Raw genomic sequence first — 22,549 nt, forward strand, 5'->3', positions numbered from 1 at the left:
TTCATCATCAAGCATTTCCCCTCGACCGGACTGCGGTATCGCCCGATGGCGTAGCGTTGTACGGTACGGGGGACGACCAACGGGGGCTGGTTTTGGCAGAGAGCAAAGAAGTTCAGCGCGCGGCCGACAAGGGGAACGACGCCGCCTCACCGCAGAACACTTCGGCTGCGCCGACGAATGGCGCACCGGCGAAGCGGCACGTTGCGGCCGCGCAGAAGAATGCAGCCGCCGCACAGAAGAAGAACGGCGCAGCCGTTCAGCAGCAGCCGCAGACGACCAAGATCGAAGCGCTGGTCCGGGTCATCGGAAACGTCGGCAAACTGGCGGCGTCCTCAGGACGCGAAGACCTCGCGGCACGTATGGATCAGACGCAGGAGCGACTGCGCGATCCGAACGTACGTGTCATCGTGGTCGGCGAGTTCAAGAAGGGCAAGAGCAAGCTCATCAACGCGCTGGTCAACGCGCCGGCATGCCCGGTCGACGATGACGTGGCGACGAGCGTTCCCACCTCGGTCGGCTACGCCGAGACGGCCTCCGCCGCCATTCTGGTCCACCACGAGAGCGGCGCGCCCGGCAATATCGAACGGCAGGAAGTCGCACTCGAGGACCTGAGTGATCTCGTCTCCGAAAAGGGCAACCCGAGCAACGAGCGCAAGATCATCTCCGCTGAAGTCCTGCTGCCGCGCGAGATCCTCAAGGGCGGCCTGCGGATCGTCGATTCGCCCGGCGTCGGCGGCCTTGACTCGTCGAACTCGCTGACCACGCTGGCTGCCCTCTCATCGGCGCACGCCGTGCTGCTCGTCTCGGATGCCTCGCAGGAGTACACCGAGCCGGAGATCCAATTCCTCAAGCACGCGATGCGCGTCTCGCCCAACGTCGCTGCGGTCCTGGCGAAAACCGACCTCTACCCCGACTGGCGACAGATCGAGCGCATCGATCGCTCGCACCTGGGGAATGTCGGCGAAGTGCCGATGTTCACGGTCTCGAGCGACCTCAGGATGATGGCAGCAGAGCTGCAGGACCGCGAACTCAACGACGAGTCCGGGTTCCCGGCGCTCGTCGCCCACCTCCGCCGCGAGGTCCTCGAACGCGCCGAGGTGATCCACGAGCGCGCCGCCGTGCACGATCTCGCCTCGGTCGTCGATCAGCTCACGATGTCGCTGCGCTCCGAACTGAACGCGCTCGAGCATCCCGAAGACACCCCGCGGATGATCGCGGAACTCGAGGACGCGAAGGCGCGGGCGGACGAGTTCCGCGGCCGCTCGTCGCGCTGGCAGGTCACGCTGAGCGACGGCGTGGCGGACCTGATCTCCGACATGGAGCACGATCTGCGTGACCGCCTGCGCAAGGTGCAGCGCGAAGCGGAGAAGTCCATCGACGAGGGGGATCCCGGTCCGATATGGGACCAGATCACCGAATGGCTCGACCAGCGCGTCGCTGCCGCCGTCTCCGAGACGTTCGTCTGGACGGACGAGCGCTCACGGTGGCTCTCCGAAGAGGTCGCCGAGCTGTTCGCCGAGGGCGGCAACGATCTGCCACTCATCGAAGTCGGCAACACCGAGGGAGTCCTGGATCCCGTCGAAGGCATCGCGAAGCTCAACGGCGGCCAGATGGGCGCGGGCGAGAAGATCTACATCGGCGTGCGCGGTTCGTACGGCGGTGTGTTGATGGTGGGCCTGGCCACAGGCCTCATCGGGCTGAGTCTGATCAACCCGCTTTCTCTGCTCGCCGGCATCCTGGTGGGGCGGCGGGCGTACCGTGAGGACATGGGATCCCGCCTCTCGCGCCGGCAGTTCGAAGCCAAGAACCTCGTCCGTCGCTACATCGACGAGGTGACCTTCCAGGTCAGCAAGCAGCTCAAGGACCGGCTTCGCCTCGTCCAGCGCTCCGCGCGGGACCATTTCGGAGGCATCGCGGACGAGTTCCACCGCTCGCTCTCGGAGTCGGTCCTGGCCGCCAAGCAGGCTGCGGGCACCTTCGCGGCCGACACGGATCAGCGGATGACACAGCTGCGGACGCAGGTCAAGCAGCTGGAAGCGCTGCGCTCGGAGATCCCGGTGCTTCCGCCGATCCGCAAGGAGGCAATCAGCCGGTGAGCACAACGGTGCGCGACGAGGCGAGCGATCTCATCCAGTCCGCTTTCGCTGTCTACGAGGACGATCCCGCGGCGACCGGCACCCTGCAGGACCTGGACCGGCGTCTTCGCGAGCCACTGCGCCTGGCGCTGGCGGGAATGGTCAAGGCAGGCAAGTCGACGCTTCTGAACGCCATGCTGGGCGAGCAGATCGCCCCCACCGACGCCGGTGAGTGCACGCGCGTCGTCACCTGGTACCGGTACTCGGCGACGCCGTACGTGACCCTGCATCCTCGCGAGGGCGAGCCGCGCCGCATGCCGGTCAAGCGCGAGGGCGGCAAGCTCGTGCTCACCCTCGATGGGATCCCCGCCGAGGACGTCAAGTTCATCGACGTCGGGTGGCCGTCAGCGGGCCTGCAGTCAGTGATCCTCATCGACACGCCCGGCATCGCCTCGCTCTCTCAGGAGACCTCCGCGCGTTCGACGACGTTCCTGACACCAGATGAGTCCCCGTCGTCGGCGGACGCGATCGTGTATCTGCTCCGCCACCTGCACGCGTCGGACGTGAAGTTCCTCGAGGCCTTCCGCGACACCGCCGCCGGCGTTTCGCAGACCGTGAACGCCGTCGGGGTGCTTTCCCGGGCGGACGAGGTCGGTTCGGGTCGCATCGACTCCCTCCTGTCAGCGGGCAGGGTGGCGCGCCGGTATGAACGCGACGGCGATCTCGGCTCTCTCGCGCTCGGCGTCACGCCCGTGGCGGGTCTGCTGGCAGAGGGAGCGCGCACGCTCCGCGAGAAGGAATTCGCCGCATTCCGCGAGCTCGCCGCCCTCGACAAGCCGTCGCGGGATCGATTGCTGATCTCGGCCGACCGCTTCGTGCGCGCCAGCGATGTCACGACTCTCAGCGAGGAAGCGCGTCGTGATCTCCTGGAGCGCTTCGGAATGTTCGGGGTGCGGCTGGCAACGACACTGGTCCGTGGCGGCGCGTCGGACTCTTCTCAGCTCGCCGAGCGGCTGGTCCAGCAGAGCGGCCTGAACGAGCTCAACCAGGTCGTTCGAAATCAGTTCCGGACCCGAGCGGACGCGCTCAAAGTGCGCGGTGTGCTGGATGGACTGGAGAAGCTCGTCCGCGAGAAGCCCCGCGCGGGGACCCAGAGCCTGGTGGACGGCATCGAGCGCATCTACGCGACCGCCCACACTCTCCGAGAGCTCTCGCTCCTGGCGCGCATGCGCGCGGCAGAGTTGCCGCTGTCGAAGGACGATGCGGTGCTCGCCGAGCGGATCGTCGGAGGCAAGGGGACTCCCATCACCGCGCGGCTCGGCGCGGACGAGGGCGCCGCCCCGGTCGTCCTGCGACAGCTCATCGATCACCAGCTCATCCACTGGCGCACCCTCGCGCAGTCCCCGCTCACCGAGCGGGCCACCACCGAGGTATGCCGCGTCGTCATCCGCAGCCTCGAGGAGATGGCCTCAGAGCTCGGGACTGCCGGCTTCTCCGGAGGGGCCGCGACGCACGTCGACGCCCCGAGCGGACCAGGCGATGGCGGCGGGCAGAGTGCTGACGAGCAGCCCGAGCAGCGCGAGGCCGAGCTGGATGATGAGCAGTTGGCGCAGGAATTCTCCGTCGCTCCCGGAAGCCACAAGCTCCAGCGATAGCAGCACGACCACTGCTTGCAGCAGCACCGTGCCCATCTGCCACCACCGCACGCGCGGACGTCGTCCCATGAACGACACCATCAGAGTGATCTGGATCAGCAGGATCGCCAGCATCGTTCCGAAGACCGACCAGAAGATGATGTCGGCAGCCGTCGTGTAGGTCTCGTCACTGCGACCCTCGGTGACCCCGCGAACGACGTCACCGATCAGGGGCAGCTGCTTCTCGCGGATGATGAAGAAGTAGACGACCGCGAACGCGCCGACCGCGAAACTGAGAATCCAGAACAGCTGGGCGAAGCGCACCGACGCGGGCGGGGTGACCTTCGCGACGACGGGCGGGGCGTTCGTGCTAGCGAGCGGCGGGCGCGCCGGCGCCTCGCGTCGAGGGGATTCTGGCCGTCCTTGCGGAGCGGGGGCAGGCGAAACCGCGCGCCCCGGAACAGCAGGGACGCGCGGATTCGGAAGTGATTTCTGCTCGTCAGACACGGGTCTGAGTTTACAGCGTCTCCTCAGTTTCGAACTCGACCTCCACGTCGGTCTCCACTGCGGTCTCGGTGTAATCGTTGAAGGAGTCTTCGACCTCGACGTCCACGTTCGTGTTGGTCGAGCCGTCGTTGAACGACTCGTCGGCATCGAGATCGACGGACTCATCGGTCTCGGTGGACGCGTCGTTGAACGAACCGTCGATATCCACGTCGGTCGTCTCGTTGCCGATCGACACGTCGCCGATCTCGACGTCCGTGTCCGAGTTATCGACGAGGGCGTCGTCACCGGCCGCGACCGCCTGGTCGCCTGAGGCGACGATGGCCTCGTTGTCGAAGATCTGCGTGACGTCGCCGCCCTCGGTCCAGATGTTCTGGTTGACGGACTGGTCGACGATGGTCGCCCGGTTGTCGATGGTCACGAAGTTGTTCGTGATGCTCTTGATCTCTTTGATGACATCGTTCGGGTACGGCTTGGGCGGCGGCGGCGGCGTGGGGTGCACGTCGGGACGATCGATGACCACGGGGGCAACGGCCCTGACGTCGTCCGCGCACACGTCGCTCAGGCCATTGCTCGCCAACATCCCCGTGGGGTTCGCGTCGAATTCTTCCACCGCCGACGGGTCACGCAGCAGGCTCAGAATGAATTCGATCAACGCATCCGCGATGGTCGCTACTGGTGTACTCATGACTCGACTCCTAGATGTCTGTTAAAGCTATTCATATTGTTCTTGAAATTGCCTTTCGTGGCATCGGGGGTTGCCCCGATGCGGTGGGGGTCTGTTACGGGGTTCACGCGTCCTGCCCCTGCCCGATAGGGGCTCGCTCCCCGGTTCCCGCATCCTGATCCACGACCACACGCAGTTTTGCGATCAGATCGGACCGCGACGACGCGCCGAGGCGCCGCCGGATGTGGGCGATGTGGTGTTCCGCCGTGCGCGGTGAGATGAAGATGGTCTCGCCGATCTCGGCGTACGTCTTGCCCTGCAGCACGAGCCGCGCGACGTCGCGTTCGCGCTCGCTCAGCGTGAACCCGGAGGGGCCGGCCGGCGCGGCGGACTTCGCGTCGTCGTCGGCGCGGGCGACCTTGCGGGTGACCTCCTGAGGGTGCAGTTCCCGGGCGCACGAGAGCAGTCGCGCAGAGATGCGGCGGTCTGAGGTCCGGTTCGCGCCGTGCCCTGCCAGCCGTGCGCCGTCCCAGCCGAGCCCGGCCGAGGCGAGGCCGTGGGCGGCCGCCTCGACGGCGTCGGCATCCACCGATCCGGCCAGCGTCGCCGTCCACACCCGCCCGGCCTGCGCCATGACGGCGGCGATGGGGCTGTGTGCGGTCGCGGTCACCAGGGCGCGCGCGTGCGGCTCGAGCGCATCGGGAAGGTTGAGCAGGATGCCGTGCTGGATGCCGGCCCAGTGCAGGTGCGTGGTCCAGACCGGCGGAGAGCCGAGCTGTTCGACGATGCCGAGCCCGCTCACGAAGTGGGGCCGCAGTCGCCCCGGGTCGTCCACGCGCGCTGCCGCGGTGACCAGTTCGGCCAAGGGCAGCAGCAGGTACAGGTCGACCTCGGTGTGCAGGATGCTGTCGCGTGCGGCGCTCCAGGCAGCCTCCAGGGACGCGGAATCCTCGTATCGACGCGCGATCGCGACGCGGATCGCCTGGGCGAGCAGCGTGTCGCGGGCCGAGCGCGTCGAGGACGCTTCGAGGGCGTGTGTCAGGGCGCTGCGTGCCTCGCCCGGCCGGGCTTTCTGCACGGCGATCCACGAGCGCCACAGAAGCAGGCGGGTACGAGCCCACGCGCCGCCCTGTTCCCCCCGGATCGCGTTCTCGATGACATCGTGCGCGACGTCGAGGTCGCCGACGTTCATCGCGACGATGGCGGCGATCACGGCGGGGAGTTCGGGGATCGGCGCCGATGTCGCAGCGGAGGTGTACATCTCGGACGCGCGAACCAGGTCGGCGATCGCCGACTCCGTGCTGTCCGCGGTCATCGATGCGCGCAGACCGCGATCCAGCAGCTCCAGCGCCACACGGAGGGTCGAGGGCAGACCCGGTGCCTGCGCGGAATCTACGGCCTCCGGCATCCGCCCCACACCGAAGGCGGCGATCGTGGCGCGTGCGCGGGTCTCGGTGCCGACCGGGACGAGCGAGCGGTAGACGGTGTCGCTCATGCGCATCATGCCGCGCATGGACCAGATCGCCGCCGACGTGTCGGCGACGCGGTCGCTGTCCGGGATCGGACCGGACGATGGAACGCTGTCCAGGAGTGAGGCGGCGAGGTCGGCGTTTCCCGATGCCCATGCCGCCTGGGCCTGCCGCCCGATGAGGGCGGTCGGGTTCAGTCCGCAGTCCAGCGCGCCGACGTAGAGCTCGAACGCGCGGCCCGGATCGCTGTCCAGCGCGCGATCGGCGTGTTCCATGAGGGCCGCGCCGATGGCGGGATCCTGGATGCCGCCGACCCAGTCGCGGTAGCTCGAATCGCCCGCGGCCGCCGAAAGCGCGAGCCCGTCGGCGACATTGGCGCTGAGGTCGATGAGCCGCGTCACGGGAATGGTGGAGCGGACCGCCGCGCGGACGAGCGGCACCGGCTGACCGTTGCGCATCAGCAGACCCTCGGCGTACCCCTGCGCGATGATGTCGTCTCGCTCGGCGTGCAGGCGATCGTGCCCGGCGGGGGAGACGCAGAGGGCTTCGATCTCGAGGCGGAGTTCCACGGAGATCGTGTCCAGCCGGTGTGCGATGCGATCCTCCACCGCGCGCATGACCGCCCGGTGGCCGCTGTCATCGGCGCAGTCTCGCGCGTCGTGCAGCGCCAGTGCCTCAGACACCAGCCACGAGACACCGCCGGTGAACTGCAGGATGTCGTCGACACACGAACCCGCGATGACCTGGTCCGCGGCGCGGAGGTAGGTCAGCACGTCCGAGCGCGAGACGTGACCGAGCACGATGGCGGGGCGGCTTCGCTCGAGGCTCCGCGAAATGCTGGTCAGCGCGTCCACGCGCGGCCAGGGACGACTCGTGACGACCAATGCCGCATCGGGGTCTTCGGCGCGCGCCCGGATCGAAGCGATCCGCGGGGAGTCGAGCAGGTGCAGATCATCGACCAGCAGCGCCTGCGAGGCGGGTACTCGCGAGACGTCCACCGAATCGCCCCACAGGAGCGGGGCGGCATCGCGGTCGGCCAGGAGACGGTGCAGCTCGCGCAGCATCGTCGATTTGCCGGAGCCGGCGTTGCCCACCACGACCGCCCGCGCGGGACTGTCGCCCGCAGTGGCGATCGACTCCATCACCGGCCGTGCCTGGCGCTCCCAGATGAAGAGGGCCTCGGCATCCGCCAGCGCGTTCTGCTCAGACTGAACGGTTGACATCGTCACGGATCAGGCGGGGATGTCGGGGCTGGGACTCCCGGTGGGTGCTGGGGTGGAGGTATCTCCGACGTCGCCGCCTTCTCCTTCGCCGCCCCCGCCTTCGGTGCCTCCACCGGTTTCGGTACCTCCACCGGTTTCGGTACCTCCACCGGTTTCGGTGCCTCCACCACCTTCGGTGCCTCCACCTTCGGTGCCTCCGCCTTCGGTGCCTCCACCGGTTTCGGTGCCTCCACCGGTTTCGGTTCCTCCACCGGTTTCGGTGCCTCCACCGGTTTCGGTTCCTCCACCGGTTTCGGTGCCTCCACCGGTTTCGGTGCCTCCGCCTTCGGTGCCTCCACCGGTTTCGGTACCTCCACCGGTTTCGGTGCCTCCACCGGTTTCGGTGCCTCCACCGGTTTCGGTGCCTCCACCGGTACTCGTTGTGGGCTTCGGCGCCGCCGGGGCCTGCGAGGTGGCGCTCTGCGGAGTCGTCGGCTTGGCCGTGGTCTGCGTGGCGGGCGGCGCAACCGGCGTCGCGCTGCGACGCGGGTTGGGGTTGGAGCCGGTGGACTGCCGGGGCGCGTCGTCGTTGATCACCGGTGCCGCTTCGACGACCGGTGCCGCCGGCACGACCGGCTCGGCGATCGCCGGCGTTTCCGGCGCCGCTGTCGATGTCGTCGGGGACGGCGACCGGTCGGCGGTGCCGGAACCCGCGGTCATCGTGCTCGCGAAGACGATCGCGGCCGCGATCGTCAGGGCGGCGCCGCCGAGAACGAACGGCGAGGACTTGCGTGCCTTGCTCACCGGCGAGACGAAGTTCGGTGCACCATCCGCTGCGGCCGCGGCATCCGCGTCGAGCAGGGCGAGCTCGGATCCGGCCGCGCTGTCGGCGATGAGCGCCAGCGCCGTGCCGCCGGCGAGGGCGAGATGCTTGTCGTTGAGGCGGATGAGCGCCGTGCGGGCCGCGCCGAGAGCGATGGCCGCCTTGGGATCGGCGTCGATGGCGATGGGCCGGTCGAACCTCTCGGAAAGACGCTGAGCGACGAACGGGATGCGGGACGAGCCGCCGATGAGAAGAATCGACTCGAGGGCTTCGGGCTCCAGTCCGGCGGAGTCGAGCGCGTCGTCGAGTGCGTCCATCGTCGTGTCCAGCGATCCGCTGATCATGTCCTCGAATTCGGACCGAGTGAGGCGCACGCTGGTGTGAGTCGGAGGAACGACGACCGGGACGGTCGCCTCGGAGTCGAAGGACAGCGCTTCCTTGGCATCGACGGACTCTCGACGCAGCTGAGAGAGCGAGAGGCGCATGGCGGGGTCGCTCATGTCGAGGGATCCGACATCCAGACCCGCAGCGCCGACGACGTGGCGCATCACGGCGTCGTCGAAGTCCACGCCGCCGAGGTTGTCGATGCCGACGGGCTCGCCGATGAGCGCGAAGGAGCCGTCGATCTCCTTGCGGAGGATGACGGAGTCGAAGGTGCCGCCGCCGAGGTCGTAGACCGCGAGGGTCTCGCCCATCTCCAGGGCGCGTGATGCCTCGTAGTGGCGTGCCGCAGCCTCGGGCTCGGTGATGAGCTCCACCTCGCCGACGCCCTCGCGGTGCAGTGCCGACCGGATCAGCTCGATCCGGTGGCCGCCCCACGCGGTGGGGTGCGTCAGTGAGACCGCCTCGGGCCGGCGACCCTCGCGCTCGGTGACCAGCGCGACGATCGACGCGACCGTCTGCGCATACAGCTGCTCGGCCGGTAGAGAACGGTCGCCGACGACGATCGGAACCTCATCGCCGATGCTGCGCTTGAACTCGCGGATCAGCCGCTCGGGCTGCGTGACTCCGCGCCGTTCAGCGGCATCGCCGAAAGACAGTTCCCCGTCGTCTCCGACGAACACGACCGTGGCGACGCTGTCGCTCTTGCGGCCCAGCGCAAACGGCGCTGTGACGATGCTGCCGTCTGCCGCGACGCGCGCGGTAGCTGCTGCTATCCGGCTCGTCCCCACATCGACTGCCAGAAAATATGACACCTCTGTCATGTCTCGTTCCCCCAAGAACTAGACGTGCGACTTCCCCCAGATATGTCTACCACCGCTGGGGCCCGTAAGCGAGAGTCGTGGGGCTCTGTATGTCGAATTGCCACGAATTGTTTCCGCTTCGTACTTCTGAAGCGATGAGCACAATTCGCGGCCCCTGATACATGAGACCGATGACTCTCGCATGACGCCCACCAACCCCCTCAGATTCTGGAGCGTCACGGCCCAGCATGACACAAGCGGCGTCTGCACGGGGCGCCCCCGGCGCATCCGTGTTACGTCCTCATTGGCACTCACGTTGCATGAGTGCCAGTGCTTGCCTAGACTGAGACTTAGCACTCTCACCTCGAGGGTGCTAACAAGTCTTGAGTTTCAAGGAAAGCAGAGGTACACCCGTGTCGGTTTCCATCAAGCCGCTCGAGGATCGCATCGCCATCCGCCAGGTCGAGGCCGAGCAGACCACGGCGAGCGGTCTGGTCATCCCGGACACCGCTAAGGAGAAGCCCCAGGAGGGCGAGGTCGTAGCGGTCGGACCCGGTCGCATCGACGACAACGGCAACCGCGTTCCGCTCGACGTCGCCGTGGGCGATCTCGTGCTCTACAGCAAGTACGGCGGCACCGAGGTCAAGTTCGGTGCAGACGAGTTCCTCGTTCTGTCGGCGCGCGACGTCCTTGCGGTCGTCGTCCGCTAACACCCGCAGGTCTGAAAGGTCCGGATGCCTCGGCATCCGGACCTTTCGCGTGCCCGGGCTTCACTCGCCGGTGGTTGCTCCGCGGTCCCCGCACTGCGCAGCACCCGTACGCTGGGTGAGTGACCCGTGATCTCTCTTCCGCGCCCGGCGCGGCATCCGGTTCACCCGAACCCGACCAGCCCGCATCCGCCCAGGACGCCCCACCGCTGGATGCCGCGCGCGAGCGCTCGCTCGGCGGCATCTACGCCTTCACGGCCTACCTGCTGTGGGGCTTCTTGCCGCTGTACTTCCTGCTGCTGGCCCCCACGGGCCCGTGGGAACTGGTCGCGTGGCGCATCCTGCTGTCGCTCGCGTTCTGCGCGATCCTGCTGACTGTTCTGCGCGGCTGGGGGCGACTCGCGGCGATCGTTCGGCAGCCGCGCCTGCTGCTGTGGACCGCTCTGGCCGGAGCGCTGATCTACGTCAACTGGCAGGTCTTCATCATCGCCGCGCTGACCGGGCACGTCATCGAGACGAGCCTGGGCTACTTCATCAATCCGATCGTGACGGTGGTGCTCGGGGTGCTGGTGCTGCGCGAGCGCCTGCGCCTCACGCAGTGGATCGCCCTCGCCCTGGCCGCGATCGCGGTCGGTGTGATCGTCGTGGGGTACGGCGCGTTCCCCTGGGTCGCACTGACGCTGGCGTTCTCGTTCGGCATCTACGGCCTCGTCAAGAAGCGCCTCGGTCCCTCCGTCGACGCCGTCAGCGGCCTGACGCTCGAGACGGTCTGGCTCGTTCCGGTGGCGAGCGTGATCCTCATCGTGGTCGGCTCCACCACGGGACTGACGATGGGTGCCGCCGGACCGTGGCACGCGGTGCTGCTGTGCCTGGTCGGGGTGGTCACCGCCATCCCGCTGCTGCTCTTCGCCGCCGGCGCGCGCCGCGTGCCGCTGACCGTGATCGGGCTGCTGCAGTTCGCGGCGCCCATCCTGCAGTTCATCATCGGCGCGTGGCTGCTGGGCGAGCCGATGCCGCTCGAGCGCTGGATCGGGTTCGGGCTGGTGTGGTTCGCGCTGGTCGTGCTCACGGTCGACTCGCTGGTGTTCGCGCGCCGCGGGCGCGGCGTCTCGGACGTCGGCGAGCTCACCTGACGCGCGGCGCGGCCCGCGTAGCGCGCTGCGCAACGCGTTTCGCGGCCCGCGCATCGCGGACGCGTCTCGCGGCCTGCGTTCCGCCTCGCGGCGTGTGCATGAACACGGGCCGCGAGAACGAACACGCGCCCCGAGTGAGCCCGCGTACGTGAACGCGGCGCGCGCAACGCGAACGCGTCTCGCGGCCCGCGTTCCGCCTCGCGGCGTGTGCATGAACATGGGCCCCGAGTGCGAACCCGGGCCGCGAGAGAGCAGGCGCCGCGGCAGCCCACGCGCCGCGCGAGAGCACGCGTATGGCGGCCCGCGCAACGGGAACGCGTCTCGCGGCCAGCGTTCCGCCTCGCGGCGTGTGCATGAACATGGGCCACGAGTGCGAACCCTGGCCGCGAGAGGGCAGGCGCCGCGGCCGCGGCTGCGCCGTGCTCGAGCCCGCGCTGTCGCGGCCCGCGAATCGCGAACGCGGCCCGCGTTTCGCCTCGCGGCGTGTGCATGAACATGGGCCCGGAGTGCGAACCCGGGCCTCGAGAGCGAACACGGCCCGCGAGAGTGAACCCGGGCCGCGAGCGCGAACCCGGGCCGCGAGCGAACCCGGCCCCGACAGCGAACACGGGCCGCACGAGCCCGCGCGCCGCGCGGCCCGCGGCTTAGCGCACCAGCCGCGCGATCGCGGCCGTCGCTTCCGAGATCTTGGCGTCGGCCTCGTCGCCGCCCAGGCGTGCCGCATCGACGACGCAATGACGCAGGTGATCATCGAGCAGACCGATCGCGACGGCCTCGAGCGCACTGGTCAGCGCGCTGATCTGCGTCAGGATGTCGATGCAGTACTTCTCGTCCTCAACCATTTTATGGATGCCGCGGGCCTGCCCCTCGATGCGGCGCATGCGGTTGAGGTACTTCTCTTTGTCGGTGATGTACCCGTGGTGGGTGTGCGTGTCCGTCATGACAGCTCCTTCGCATCGGAATTCACAGCGGGCTCCTGCGACGATCCCGTGCGCGAGCCGGCCCGCGCGCGATCGGGAGTGCCCGTCGACAGGCTCCGGAACCTGCGCAGCCGCAGGCTGTTGCCGACGACGAAGACGCTCGAGAACGCCATCGCCGCTCCGGCGATCATCGGGTTGAGCAGCCCCAGCGCCGCCAGCGGGATCGCCGCGACGTTGTAGGCGAAGGCCCAGAACAGGTTCACGCGGATGGTGCCGAAGGTGCGACGCGACAGCCGGATCGCATCCCCTGCGCTGCGCAGATCGCCGCGGACCAGGGTGATGTCCGATGCTTCGATGGCGGCATCCGTGCCCGTGCCCATCGCAAGGCCGAGGTCGGCCTGCGCGAGGGCTGCGGCGTCGTTGACACCGTCGCCGACCATCGCGACGACCCGGCCTTCGGCCTGCAGTTCGCGCACGACCGAGACCTTCTCGTGGGGCAGTACGCCGGCGATGACGCGGTCGATGCCCACCTCGGCGGCGATGCGCCGGGCCACGGTCTCGTTGTCGCCGGTCAGCAGCACGGGGTGCAGGCCGAGCTGCCGGAACTGCGCGACGGCCTCGCGGCTGGTCGCCTTCACCCGGTCGGCCACGACGAGTACCCCGCGGGCCCGGCCGTCCCACGCCACGAGGACCGCGGAGGACCCTTCGGCCTCGGCGCGGTCCTTCGCGGCGACGAGGTCGGCATCCGGGTGGATCGCCCAGTCGGCCAGCAGCGACTCGCGACCGACGACGACCGCGTGGGACTCGACGACGCCCGAGACGCCGACGCCGGCGGTCGCCTGGAACGACTCCACGTCGGGCAGCGCGCCGATCTCCCGTGTCGCGGCGAGGGCGATGGCGCGACCGATCGGGTGCTCCGAAGAATCCTCCAGTGCGCCGGCGAGCCGCAGCAGCTCGGCGCGGTCCGTCCCCGCCGCGGTCACCACGTCGACCAGCGTCATGCGGCCGGTGGTGACGGTGCCGGTCTTGTCGAGCACGATCGTGTCGACGGTGCGGGTGGACTCGAGCACTTCAGGTCCCTTGATCAGGATGCCGAGCTGGGCGCCCCGCCCGGTGCCGACCAGCAGCGCGGTCGGCGTTGCCAGCCCGAGCGCGCAGGGGCAGGCGATGATCAGGACCGCCACCGCGGCGGTCACCGCGGCGGAGGCCGGGTTGCCCAGCAGCACCCAGGCGCCGAGGGTTCCGAGCGAGATGACCAGGACGACGGGTACGAAAACGCCCGAGATGCGATCGGCCAGCCGCTGTACGTCGGCCTTGCCGGACTGCGCCTCTTCGACGAGCCGTGCCATCTGCGCCAGCTGCGTGTCGTTGCCGACGCGCGTCGCCCGGACGAGCAGGCGGCCGCCGGCGTTGACCGTGGCGCCGACGACGTCATCGCCCACGCCCACCTCGACCGGCACCGATTCGCCCGTCACCATCGAGGCGTCGACGGCGGATGTTCCCGAGGCGACCACGCCGTCCGTGGCGATCTTCTCGCCCGGCCGCACCACGAACTGGTCGCCGACCCGCAGCGCCGAGATCGGAATGCGGCCCTCGACGCCGTCGCGGACGACGGCGACATCCTTCGCGCCGAGCTCGAGCAGCGCGCGGAGCGCGGCGCCGGCGCGACGCTTGGAACGCACCTCGAAGTACCGCCCGGCGAGGACGAACATCGTGACGCCCGCGGCGACTTCGAGATAGATGTTGCCCGCGCCGTCGCTGCGCTGCACCGTCCACTCGAAGGGGTGGGTCATGCCGGGCATGCCGGCGTCGCCGAGGAAGAGCGCATACAGCGACCACAGGAACGCGGCCGAGACGCCGATAGAGATCAGCGTGTCCATCGTCGCGGCGCCATGGCGCAGGTTGATCCACGCGGCGCGGTGGAACGGCCACGCGGCCCAGACGACGACCGGTGCGGCCAGCGCCAGCGAAAGCCACTGCCAGTAGGTGAACTGCAGCGCCGGGATCATCGCCAGAGCGATCACCGGAACCGACAACACGACCGCGCCGATGAGGCGCTGGCGCAGCGAGGTCAGCTCGCGATCCTCCGGAGGATCGATGGTGGATGCCGCGGGCTGGGGGAGCGCGGCGGTATACCCCGTCTTCTCGACTTCGGCGATCAGCACGTCGGCGGCCATGCCGGCAGGGGCGGAGACGACGGCCTTCTCGGTCGCGTAGTTGACGCTCGCCGAGACGCCCTCGAGTCGGTTGAGCTTCTTCTCGATGCGGTTCGCGCACGAGGCGCAGGTCATGCCGCCGATCTCGAGCTCGACGCGCGAGTGCGGCTGCGCGGGCACCTGGCCGTCACCGGCGGCCACGGCAGCGGCATCCATCAGATGCGGGCGGCCTCGTAGCCTGCCTCATCGACGGCGGCCAGAACGGCGGCGTCGTCGAGGGGGCCGGCCGAGACGATGACGAGCCGGCCGTCGGCCGCGCTCACGTCGATCTGCTCCACGCCCTCGAGCTGGGAGACCTCGCCGCGCACCGCGGACTCGCAGTGTGCGCAGGTCATGCCGGTCACCCGATACTCGTTCGTCATTGCCATCTCGCTCGCCCTCTCCGTCGTGATACCCCCAGGGGGTAGTGGTCCTGGAGCAACCCTATACCTCTCCCGGGTATTCCAACCCGCGAGCGCCTATCCAGTCTCGCGGTAAAGACGCCTGCGAAACGGGGGTGGGAGCGGCGAGAGTCCGTTACAGATCGTTAACGAACGGCAACATTGGCGAGACACGTCCGCCGTTAGGTTTAGGGGAACTGGATCGGCGCCCGAGTCGGATCCGCGTTCAACCACAGCAAGGAGCAACATGAGCGTCTTTTCCCGAGGCACTGCCTCCCGCTCGCGCGTGCGGACGGTGATCGGCGGAATCGCCATCGCCGGCGCCAGCGCCCTCGTCCTCGCCGGCTGTGCCGGTGGCGGCGGCACTGCCGAGCCCTCGGAGCCCGCCGCGCCGACAGAGGACCTCGCCCTCAAGATCGGGACGATCCTGCCTCAGACCGGCAGCCTCTCCTTCCTCGGCCCGCCCGAGGAGGCCGGCGTCGGCCTTGCTGCGCAGGAAGTCAACGATTACGCCGATACCTCCGGCGTCACGATCGACGACATCGTCTGGGGCGACTCGGGTGACACGGACAACAAGGCCTACGCCACCACGATCCAGACGCTGATCTCCGAAGGCGTCACCGCAGCCATCGGCGCTGCATCATCGGGTGTGACGAAGCTCTTCCTCGACGACGCCGTCGCCGCGGGCATCATCACCTTCTCGCCAGCCAACACGTCGCTGGACTTCACGTCGTGGGACGACAACGGCCTGTACTGGCGCACCGCTCCGTCCGACACGCTGCAGGGCGAGGTGCTCGGCAACCTGCTCGCCGAGGACGGCCACAGCAACGTCGCGGTCCTGTACCAGAACGACTCCTACGGCACCGGTCTGAACGACGTGTTCCAGGAGGTCTTCACCGGCACCGGCGGCACGATCGTCGAGGAGCAGTCCTACAACACGGGTGACACGACCTTCGACGCGCAGATCAGCGCGCTGCTGGCGTCCAACCCCGACGCGATCCTGCTCATCACCTTCGACGAGATCTACACGATCGGTCCGGCACTTCTGGCCGCGGGCTACCCCGCCGACCAGCTGTACCTCGTGGACGGCAACCTGAAGAACTTCGGTTCGGACGCGAAGTGGCCGGCCGCCGCCAGCATGGAAGGCGCCAAGGGCACCACGCCCGCCGGCCCCATCGAGGCCGACGAGGAGTTCCAGACCGCCGTCAGCGACTGGTGGGTCGCCGAGGGCAACGAGAAGCTGACCGACTTCTCGTACGCCAACGAGTCGTACGACGCTGTCATCCTGCTCGCACTGGCGTCCCTCGCGGCAGGCTCGACCGAGCCCGCCGACGTCGCCGCCAAGCTGCAGGAGGTCTCCGGCGGTAGCGGTGACGGCGAGAAGTGCACCACCTACGCGGAGTGCGTCGACATCATCCTCGGTGGTGGCGTCGCGGACTACGACGGCAAGTCGGGTCCGGTCACGTTCGATGAGAACGGCGACCCGACCGAGGCGACCGTCGGCATCTTCCAGTTCGGTGCCGACAACCTGTTCGAGCGCATCGGCTGATCCAGCCGCACGCAGCGAGGGCCCCGGAGCGATCCGGGGCCCTTCGCGTGTCTTCCGGGCCTCCCCGGCCCTCCTGCGGGTGCGTGCGGAAATGCGAGAAGCGGATGCCGCGGCATCCGCTTCTCGTCCGACCGATGTGATGCGGGCTAGACCCCGTCGGAGCCGAGCGTGCCCAGGTACAGGCCGATGACCTTGGGGTCGTTCAGCAGGTCGCGGCCACTGCCTTCGTAGGCATCGCGGCCCTGGTCCAGGACGTAGCCGCGGTCGCAGATCTGCAGGCAGCGGCGGGCGTTCTGCTCGACCATGATCGTCGTGACACCCGCCTTGTTGATGTCGGAGACGCGGATGAAGGCGTCGTCCTGGCGCACGGGCGACAACCCGGCCGACGGCTCGTCGAGCAGGAGCACGGCGGGATCCATCATCAGCGCGCGTGACATTGCGACCATCTGCCGCTCACCGCCGGAGAGCGAGCCCGCGCGCTGCTTGAGCCGCTTGCCCAGCTCGGCGAAGATGCCGGTCACGAACTCCAGACGTTCGCTATAGGTCTTCGGCGCCTGGAAGAGACCCATCTGCAGGTTCTCCTCGATCGTCAGCGAGGGGAAGACGTTGTTCGTCTGCGGCACGAAACCGACACCGCGCTGCACGAGCTTGTCGGATTTGAGACCGATGACGCTCTCGCCGTTGACGGTGATCGTCCCCTCACGCACCTTCACCATGCCGAAGATGGCCTTCAGCAGGGTCGACTTGCCGGCGCCGTTCGGGCCGATGATGCCGATCAGCTCGCCCTTGCGGGCGATCAGGTTCGCGCCGTTGAGGATGTTCACGCCGGGGAGGTATCCGGCGACGACGTCCTTGAGTTCGACGACCATCCGGTCGGTCTTTCCTTCGGCCTGCGCCGATGCGCCGGTGGAGCCGGTGCTCGTCGATGCCATCATCGGTTCTCCTCCTCGGCCTCGGCAATCGAGGCCTCTTCTGCTTCCTTGATCTCGTCGAGCAGCTCTTCACCCGACGCGCCGAGTTCACCCTCGACCCGCCCCGTCACGACGCCGAGGTCGACGTCCTGGTGGCTGCCGAGGTAGGCGTCGATGACGGCCTGGTCGTGCATGACCGTCTCGGGCGGACCCTCGGCGACGATGCGGCCCTCGGCCATCACGATCACCCAGTCGGCGATGTGGCGCACCATGTGCATGTCGTGCTCGACGAACAGCACGGTCATGCCGAGGTCCTTCAGGTCCAGGATGTGGTCCAGCAGCGACTCGGTCAGTGCCGGGTTGACGCCGGCCATGGGCTCGTCCAGCAGCACCAGGTTCGGGTCGCTCATGAGCGCCCGCGCCATCTCGAGCAGCTTGCGCTGCCCGCCGGACAGGCTCGCCGCGTAGTCCTCGGCCTTCGCGTCGAGCTTGAACCGGGCGAGCAGCCCGCGCGCCTTCTCTTCGATCGTGTTGTCCTGCTTGCGCCAGATCGCGGGGATCAGGCTCGTGAACAGATTCTCGCCCTTCTGGCGCGTCGCGCCGAGTTTCATGTTCTCGAGCACCGTGAGCAGCGAAAGGGCCTTGGTCAGCTGGAACGTGCGGACCTGGCCCATGCGCGCGACTTTGAACGACGGGATGCCGGACAGGTTCTTGCCGTCGTAGCTCCAGGTACCCGAGTTCGGCTTGTCGAACCCGCACAGGAGGTTGAACAGCGTCGTCTTGCCCGCGCCGTTGGGGCCGATCAGCGCGGTGATGACGCCGCGCGGGATCTCGACGTGATCGACGTCGACGGCCAGCAGGCCGCCGAAGCGGCGCGTGATGTGGTCGGCGATCAGGATCGGGTCGACCTTCGCGACGCCGGGGACGTTCTCGCCCTTGGCCAGACCCGCAGCCTTGGGACGGCGGATGCTGCCCGTCGGCGTGACCTCGACAGCCTCGCCGTCGCTCGGGACGCCGGTGCGCGCAGTGCCGTTATCTGCAGTGCCGTTGCCTGCAATGCCGTTATTTGACAAAGGTCAGCTCCCTCTTGTTTCCGAGGATGCCCTGTGGACGGAAGATCACGATCAGCATCAGGGCGACGCCGACCAGGATGAAGCGCAGCGTTCCGGCTTGCACCGACGACAGCGGCAGGACGCCGGAGTTAGCCAGGGCTGGCAGCACGTTGCCGAGGAATCCCATGATCACCCAGAAGATCACCGCGCCCAGCACCGGTCCGAACACGGTCGCGGCACCGCCGAGCAACAGGATCGTCCAGATGAAGAACGTGATGGAGGTGGTGTACGTGGCAGGGACCACCGCCGATGGGAGCGCGAAGACCACGCCGCCGAGGGCACCGAAGACACCACCGATGATGAGCGCCTGCATCTTGTAGGCGAACACGTTCTTGCCGAGCGAGCGCACCGCGTCCTCGTCTTCACGGATGCCCTTGAGCACGCGGCCCCACGGGCTGCGCATGATCGCCCAGACGATGTAGACGGCGATCGCGAGCAGGAGCGCACCGAACACGCGCACCCAGAGCTGGGCTTCGGTCCACTGCCATGGGCCGAAGCCGTAGGTCCCGGGTGGGAACGGGTTCGCCGCGCGGAAGCCGGCGTGATACCCGCTGAGCCCGTCGGCGGAATTCGTCCACTCGTCGAACAGCTGCGTGGTCAGGAACAGGCGCACGATCTCGGCCGCCGCGATCGTCACGATGGCCAGATAGTCGGCTCTCAGCCGCAGGGTCGGTATGCCGAGGATGAAGGCGAACGCGACGGCTGCGAGGCAGCCGACGAGGATGCCGGCCCACCAGGGCAGGCCGAAGCTCAGAATCGAGATCGCGTAGCCGTAGGCGCCGAGCGCCATGAAGCCCGCCATACCGAAGTTCAGCAGTCCGCCATAACCGAACTGCACTGCGAGTCCGACTGCCGCGAGGGCGTAGGCAATGGTCTCCGGGCTGAATACCCAGTAGGCCGTGTTGTTGAAGATCTGTCCCCAGTCCATGTCGCCCCCTAACCGAGTCTCTCTTTGCGACCCAGGATGCCCTGAGGTCTGACGAGCAGGATGATGATCAGCACCGCAAGAGCGCCGACGTATTTCATGTCGGGCGGAATCCAGAGGGTCGAAATCTCGACCAGGATGCCGACGATGATCGAGCCCAAGAGGGCGCCGAATGCCGTGCCGAGACCGCCCAGGGTCACAGCGGCGAAGACGAGCAGAAGCACCTGGGTGCCCATGTCCCACTTGATGCCCGGGCGGAAGTAGGCCCACAGCACACCCGCGATGGCGGCGAGCGCGGCCGAGAGGATCCACACGATCCGGATGACCCGGTCGACGTTGATCCCGGATGCCGCGGCCAGGCCGGGGTTGTCCGAGATCGCGCGTGTCGCCTTGCCGATGCGGGTGCGCAGCAGCCAGAACGCGACCGCGGCCAGGAGGACGATGCTGATGCCCATCGAGATCACATCGAGCAGAGACAGCGAGATCGGACCGATGTGGATGTCGCGGGCGCCGCCCGCGCCGGGGAGCTGGTAGGTGCTGCCGCCGATGAAGAACTGGAAGACGTAGCGGCCGGCCAGCGAGAGTCCGATGCTCACGATCATGAGCTGCACCAGGCCGAGGCCTTTTCGGCGCAGCGGCTGCCAGAGCCCCGCATCGAGCCCCCAGCCCAGAACCCCGCCCAGCAGGATCACGACCGGGATCACGATCCACATCGGCCACGCGAGCCAGACCCCGAAGACGAGGGCGATGACCGCGCCGTAGGTGATCATCTCGGCGTGGGCGAAGTTCGTCAGGCCCGTGGTGCCGAAGATCAGCGAGACACCGATGGCGGCGAGGGCGAGCAGCAGACCGAAGTTCAAGCCGTTCGCGAGGCGGTCGAGCACCTGGTCGAGGAAGCTCGTCTGCGTGCGCTCGCCCGGGCTCAGGAAGATGTTGACGATCGCGGAGCCGGTGAGGCCGAACTCGACATCCCTCGGGTTGTCCTCGACGATGACACCCTCGGGCAGCGTCGACTCGTCCACTTCAAGGGAGTACGTGTCCTTCTCGGGCACATAGAGGCGCCAGCGGCCGTCGGCACCGGTGAGCGTCTCGGCCTCGAAGCCGTTGCCCTCCACGGATACGCGGACGTCCGGGAGGGGCTCGTCCTTGTTGGTGATCGTGCCGGCGAAGTAGAAGGAGGTCTTCTCCTGGTCACCGCCGGGCTCGTCGGGTGCGTCGGCATGAGCAGCACCAGGTGCCTGCAGTACGAGCAGCGTGGCTGCGAGGAGCGTGCCGATGGCGATGATGAGCCATTTCAGCGTACGCCCCGCGAGCGTAGTCGTGGAACCCACGTAACCTCCAGTCCGGCTGTCACACGGCTCGACGCTACGGGTCGCATCAGCCGTGACGACGACGGTACGAGCGTAATGTGTCGGTCTTGTTTCACCTACAACTCGCTGTGGACAACTATTCGGATCGCGACACTCCCGGCGCCGCGCCCGCGCATGTACCCCGGCATCCGGCGGGGAACAAATCCCCCTCGCCGACGCTTTAGAATCGTATGGGGAGTACGCCTCCCGCAATCTGGCCGTCGACGTCCTATTTCGCGCCGAGCGGCGCAGGAAGAGCAACGCATGGAGCAGCCCGACCCCTTCGGTTTCGTGGGATTGACCTACGACGACGTCCTGCTTCTGCCCGGACACACCGATGTCATCCCGAGCGAGGCCGACACCTCGTCCCGCGTCACACGCCGGATCACGGTTGCGACGCCGCTCGTCTCGAGCGCGATGGACACGGTCACCGAAGCGCGGATGGCCATCGCCGTCGCGCGTGAGGGAGGCCTCGGCATCCTTCATCGCAACCTGTCGATCGAAGAGCAGGCCTCGCAGGTGGACCGTGTGAAGCGCAGCGAGTCGGGGATGATCTCGAACCCGATCACGACGACTCCGGACGCGACCATCGACGAGGTCGAAGCCCTGTGCGCGCAGTTCCGCATCTCGGGGCTTCCCGTGGTGAACGAGGACGGTCGGCTCGTGGGCATCGTGACGAACCGCGACATGCGTTTCGTGTCGGGCTTCGAGCGCACCACCACCCTGGTCAAGGACGTGATGACCACCGACGGCCTGGTGACCGCGCCGGTCGGCATCGGCGCGAACGACGTCATCGCCATCTTCGCCAAGCACCGCGTCGAGAAGCTGCCGCTAATCGACGACGACGGCAAGCTCGCCGGCCTGATCACCGTGAAGGACTTCGACAAGAGCGAGAAGTACCCGCTCGCCACCAAGGACGAGCACGGCCGGCTCCGCGTCGGCGCTGCCATCGGGTTCTTCGGCGACGCGTGGCAGCGCGCCGAGGCCCTGCGCGATGCCGGGGTCGACGTCCTCGTCGTGGACACCGCCAACGGGCAGTCCGCCGGCGTGATCGACATCGTCCGCAGGCTGAAGGCGGACCCGTCGTTCGAGCACATCGACGTCATCGGCGGCAACGTCGCCACGCGCGAGGGCGCGCAGGCGCTCATCGATGCGGGCGTGGACGCCGTGAAGGTCGGCGTCGGACCGGGCTCCATCTGCACCACGCGCATCGTCGCGGGTGTGGGCGTGCCCCAGGTCACCGCCGTCTACGAGGCATCGCTCGCCGCCCGCGAAGCGGGCATCCCTGTCATCGCCGACGGGGGGCTGCAGTACTCGGGCGACATCGCGAAGGCGCTCGTCGCGGGCGCCGACACCGTCATGCTCGGCTCGCTGCTGGCGGGCACCGACGAGTCGCCGGGCGAGATCGTCTTCCAGGGCGGCAAGCAGTTCAAGCAGTACCGGGGGATGGGTTCGCTCGGGGCGCTGCAGACCCGCGGCAAGAAGACCTCGTACTCGAAGGACCGGTACTTCCAGGCCGACGTGCCCAGTGACGACAAGCTGATCCCGGAGGGGATCGAGGGGCAGGTCGCGTATCGCGGCCCCGTCGCCGCGGTCGCCTACCAGCTCGTCGGCGGGCTGCGCCAGTCGATGTTCTACGTCGGCGCGCGCACGATCGAAGAGCTCAAGATGAAGGGCAAGTTCGTCCGCATCACGGCGGCGGGGCTGAAGGAGTCCCACCCGCACGACGTGCAGATCGTGGTCGAAGCGCCGAACTACAAGAGGTAGCGCGGTCGGTTCCTGAGGCTGT

The 22,549-nt window shown here is 68.1% G+C and carries 16 protein-coding genes; 6 read left to right on the forward strand and 10 right to left on the reverse strand.

Annotated elements, in window-relative coordinates; genetic code table 11:
* Window positions 1–92: 92 nt before the first annotated feature.
* Complete coding sequence (locus ABD655_RS04510; protein ID WP_344711925.1) at window positions 93–2,096, forward strand: dynamin family protein; 2,004 nt, start codon at window positions 93–95, stop codon at window positions 2,094–2,096.
* Complete coding sequence (locus tag ABD655_RS04515; protein WP_344711927.1) at window positions 2,093–3,730, forward strand: dynamin family protein; 1,638 nt, start codon at window positions 2,093–2,095, stop codon at window positions 3,728–3,730. The genes ABD655_RS04510 and ABD655_RS04515 overlap by 4 nt, the downstream gene beginning before the upstream one ends.
* A gap of 496 nt (window positions 3,731–4,226) precedes the next feature.
* On the opposite strand, the gene ABD655_RS04520 is transcribed toward ABD655_RS04515, so the two are convergent.
* From ABD655_RS04520 to ABD655_RS04530, 3 genes are all read right to left on the reverse strand, one after another.
* On the reverse strand, window positions 4,227–4,901 hold the full coding sequence (locus ABD655_RS04520; RefSeq protein ID WP_344711929.1) for an IniB N-terminal domain-containing protein: 675 nt from the start codon (window positions 4,899–4,901) through the stop codon (window positions 4,227–4,229).
* 103 nt (window positions 4,902–5,004) lie between these two features.
* A complete protein-coding gene (locus ABD655_RS04525; RefSeq protein WP_344711931.1) occupies window positions 5,005–7,572 on the reverse strand; it encodes a helix-turn-helix transcriptional regulator in 2,568 nt (855 codons plus the stop codon).
* Window positions 7,573–7,581: 9 nt separating this feature from the next.
* Window positions 7,582–9,579, reverse strand: a complete 1,998-nt coding sequence (locus tag ABD655_RS04530; RefSeq protein ID WP_344711933.1) for an Hsp70 family protein — start codon at window positions 9,577–9,579, stop codon at window positions 7,582–7,584.
* Between the two features lie 392 nt (window positions 9,580–9,971).
* Here ABD655_RS04530 and groES point away from each other — a divergent pair, with 392 nt between their 5' ends.
* A complete protein-coding gene (gene groES / locus ABD655_RS04535; RefSeq protein WP_344711935.1) occupies window positions 9,972–10,268 on the forward strand; it encodes a co-chaperone GroES in 297 nt (98 codons plus the stop codon).
* 206 nt (window positions 10,269–10,474) lie between these two features.
* The gene (gene rarD, locus ABD655_RS04540) at window positions 10,475–11,398 is read left to right on the forward strand and encodes an EamA family transporter RarD (RefSeq protein WP_344715672.1); all 924 of its coding nucleotides are present in this window, start codon (window positions 10,475–10,477) and stop codon (window positions 11,396–11,398) included.
* A 644-nt stretch (window positions 11,399–12,042) separates the two neighbouring features.
* On the opposite strand, the gene ABD655_RS04545 is transcribed toward rarD, so the two are convergent.
* From ABD655_RS04545 to ABD655_RS04555, 3 genes are read right to left on the reverse strand one after another with little or no spacing between them, the layout of a single operon-like run.
* Complete coding sequence (locus tag ABD655_RS04545; RefSeq protein ID WP_344711936.1) at window positions 12,043–12,339, reverse strand: metal-sensitive transcriptional regulator; 297 nt, start codon at window positions 12,337–12,339, stop codon at window positions 12,043–12,045.
* Window positions 12,336–14,690, reverse strand: a complete 2,355-nt coding sequence (locus ABD655_RS04550) for a heavy metal translocating P-type ATPase (RefSeq protein ID WP_344711938.1) — start codon at window positions 14,688–14,690, stop codon at window positions 12,336–12,338. The genes ABD655_RS04545 and ABD655_RS04550 overlap by 4 nt, the downstream gene beginning before the upstream one ends.
* Window positions 14,690–14,902: a heavy-metal-associated domain-containing protein gene (locus ABD655_RS04555; RefSeq protein ID WP_344711939.1), complete on the reverse strand. Its 213-nt coding sequence runs from the start codon at window positions 14,900–14,902 to the stop codon at window positions 14,690–14,692. The genes ABD655_RS04550 and ABD655_RS04555 overlap by 1 nt, the downstream gene beginning before the upstream one ends.
* 259 nt (window positions 14,903–15,161) lie before the next feature.
* Here ABD655_RS04555 and ABD655_RS04560 point away from each other — a divergent pair, with 259 nt between their 5' ends.
* Window positions 15,162–16,463 carry an ABC transporter substrate-binding protein gene (locus ABD655_RS04560; protein ID WP_344711941.1) on the forward strand — a complete coding sequence of 434 codons (1,302 nt, stop codon included), beginning with the start codon at window positions 15,162–15,164 and terminating at the stop codon, window positions 16,461–16,463.
* A gap of 146 nt (window positions 16,464–16,609) precedes the next feature.
* On the opposite strand, the gene ABD655_RS04565 is transcribed toward ABD655_RS04560, so the two are convergent.
* From ABD655_RS04565 to ABD655_RS04580, 4 genes are all read right to left on the reverse strand, one after another.
* On the reverse strand, window positions 16,610–17,332 hold the full coding sequence (locus ABD655_RS04565) for an ABC transporter ATP-binding protein (protein WP_344715673.1): 723 nt from the start codon (window positions 17,330–17,332) through the stop codon (window positions 16,610–16,612).
* 62 nt (window positions 17,333–17,394) lie between these two features.
* Window positions 17,395–18,342, reverse strand: coding sequence for an ABC transporter ATP-binding protein (locus ABD655_RS04570; protein ID WP_344715675.1), 948 nt, complete (start codon window positions 18,340–18,342; stop codon window positions 17,395–17,397).
* Window positions 18,343–18,436: 94 nt separating this feature from the next.
* Window positions 18,437–19,414: a branched-chain amino acid ABC transporter permease gene (locus tag ABD655_RS04575; protein ID WP_344711943.1), complete on the reverse strand. Its 978-nt coding sequence runs from the start codon at window positions 19,412–19,414 to the stop codon at window positions 18,437–18,439.
* A gap of 8 nt (window positions 19,415–19,422) precedes the next feature.
* A complete protein-coding gene (locus ABD655_RS04580) occupies window positions 19,423–20,742 on the reverse strand; it encodes a branched-chain amino acid ABC transporter permease (RefSeq protein ID WP_344711945.1) in 1,320 nt (439 codons plus the stop codon).
* A gap of 282 nt (window positions 20,743–21,024) precedes the next feature.
* On the opposite strand from ABD655_RS04580, the gene guaB reads away from it, so the two are divergent.
* Window positions 21,025–22,527 carry an IMP dehydrogenase gene (gene guaB, locus ABD655_RS04585; protein WP_344711947.1) on the forward strand — a complete coding sequence of 501 codons (1,503 nt, stop codon included), beginning with the start codon at window positions 21,025–21,027 and terminating at the stop codon, window positions 22,525–22,527.
* The last annotated feature ends 22 nt before the right edge of the window (window positions 22,528–22,549 follow it).

It is taken from the genome of Microbacterium terregens, assembly GCF_039534975.1.
In the GTDB taxonomy this organism is placed as follows: Bacteria; Actinomycetota; Actinomycetes; order Actinomycetales; family Microbacteriaceae; genus Microbacterium; species Microbacterium terregens.

Coding starts and splice junctions, on each gene's coding strand:
- ABD655_RS04565 (WP_344715673.1), bottom strand. CDS start 17,332: ATGGTCGTCGAACTCAAGGACGTCGTCGCCGGATACCTCCCCGGCGTG.
- ABD655_RS04530 (WP_344711933.1), bottom strand. CDS start 9,579: ATGACAGAGGTGTCATATTTTCTGGCAGTCGATGTGGGGACGAGCCGG.
- ABD655_RS04575 (WP_344711943.1), bottom strand. CDS start 19,414: ATGGACTGGGGACAGATCTTCAACAACACGGCCTACTGGGTATTCAGC.
- ABD655_RS04555 (WP_344711939.1), bottom strand. CDS start 14,902: ATGGCAATGACGAACGAGTATCGGGTGACCGGCATGACCTGCGCACAC.
- ABD655_RS04560 (WP_344711941.1), top strand. CDS start 15,162: ATGAGCGTCTTTTCCCGAGGCACTGCCTCCCGCTCGCGCGTGCGGACG.
- ABD655_RS04550 (WP_344711938.1), bottom strand. CDS start 14,690: ATGGATGCCGCTGCCGTGGCCGCCGGTGACGGCCAGGTGCCCGCGCAG.
- ABD655_RS04520 (WP_344711929.1), bottom strand. CDS start 4,901: ATGAGTACACCAGTAGCGACCATCGCGGATGCGTTGATCGAATTCATT.
- ABD655_RS04545 (WP_344711936.1), bottom strand. CDS start 12,339: ATGACGGACACGCACACCCACCACGGGTACATCACCGACAAAGAGAAG.
- ABD655_RS04525 (WP_344711931.1), bottom strand. CDS start 7,572: ATGTCAACCGTTCAGTCTGAGCAGAACGCGCTGGCGGATGCCGAGGCC.
- guaB (WP_344711947.1), top strand. CDS start 21,025: ATGGAGCAGCCCGACCCCTTCGGTTTCGTGGGATTGACCTACGACGAC.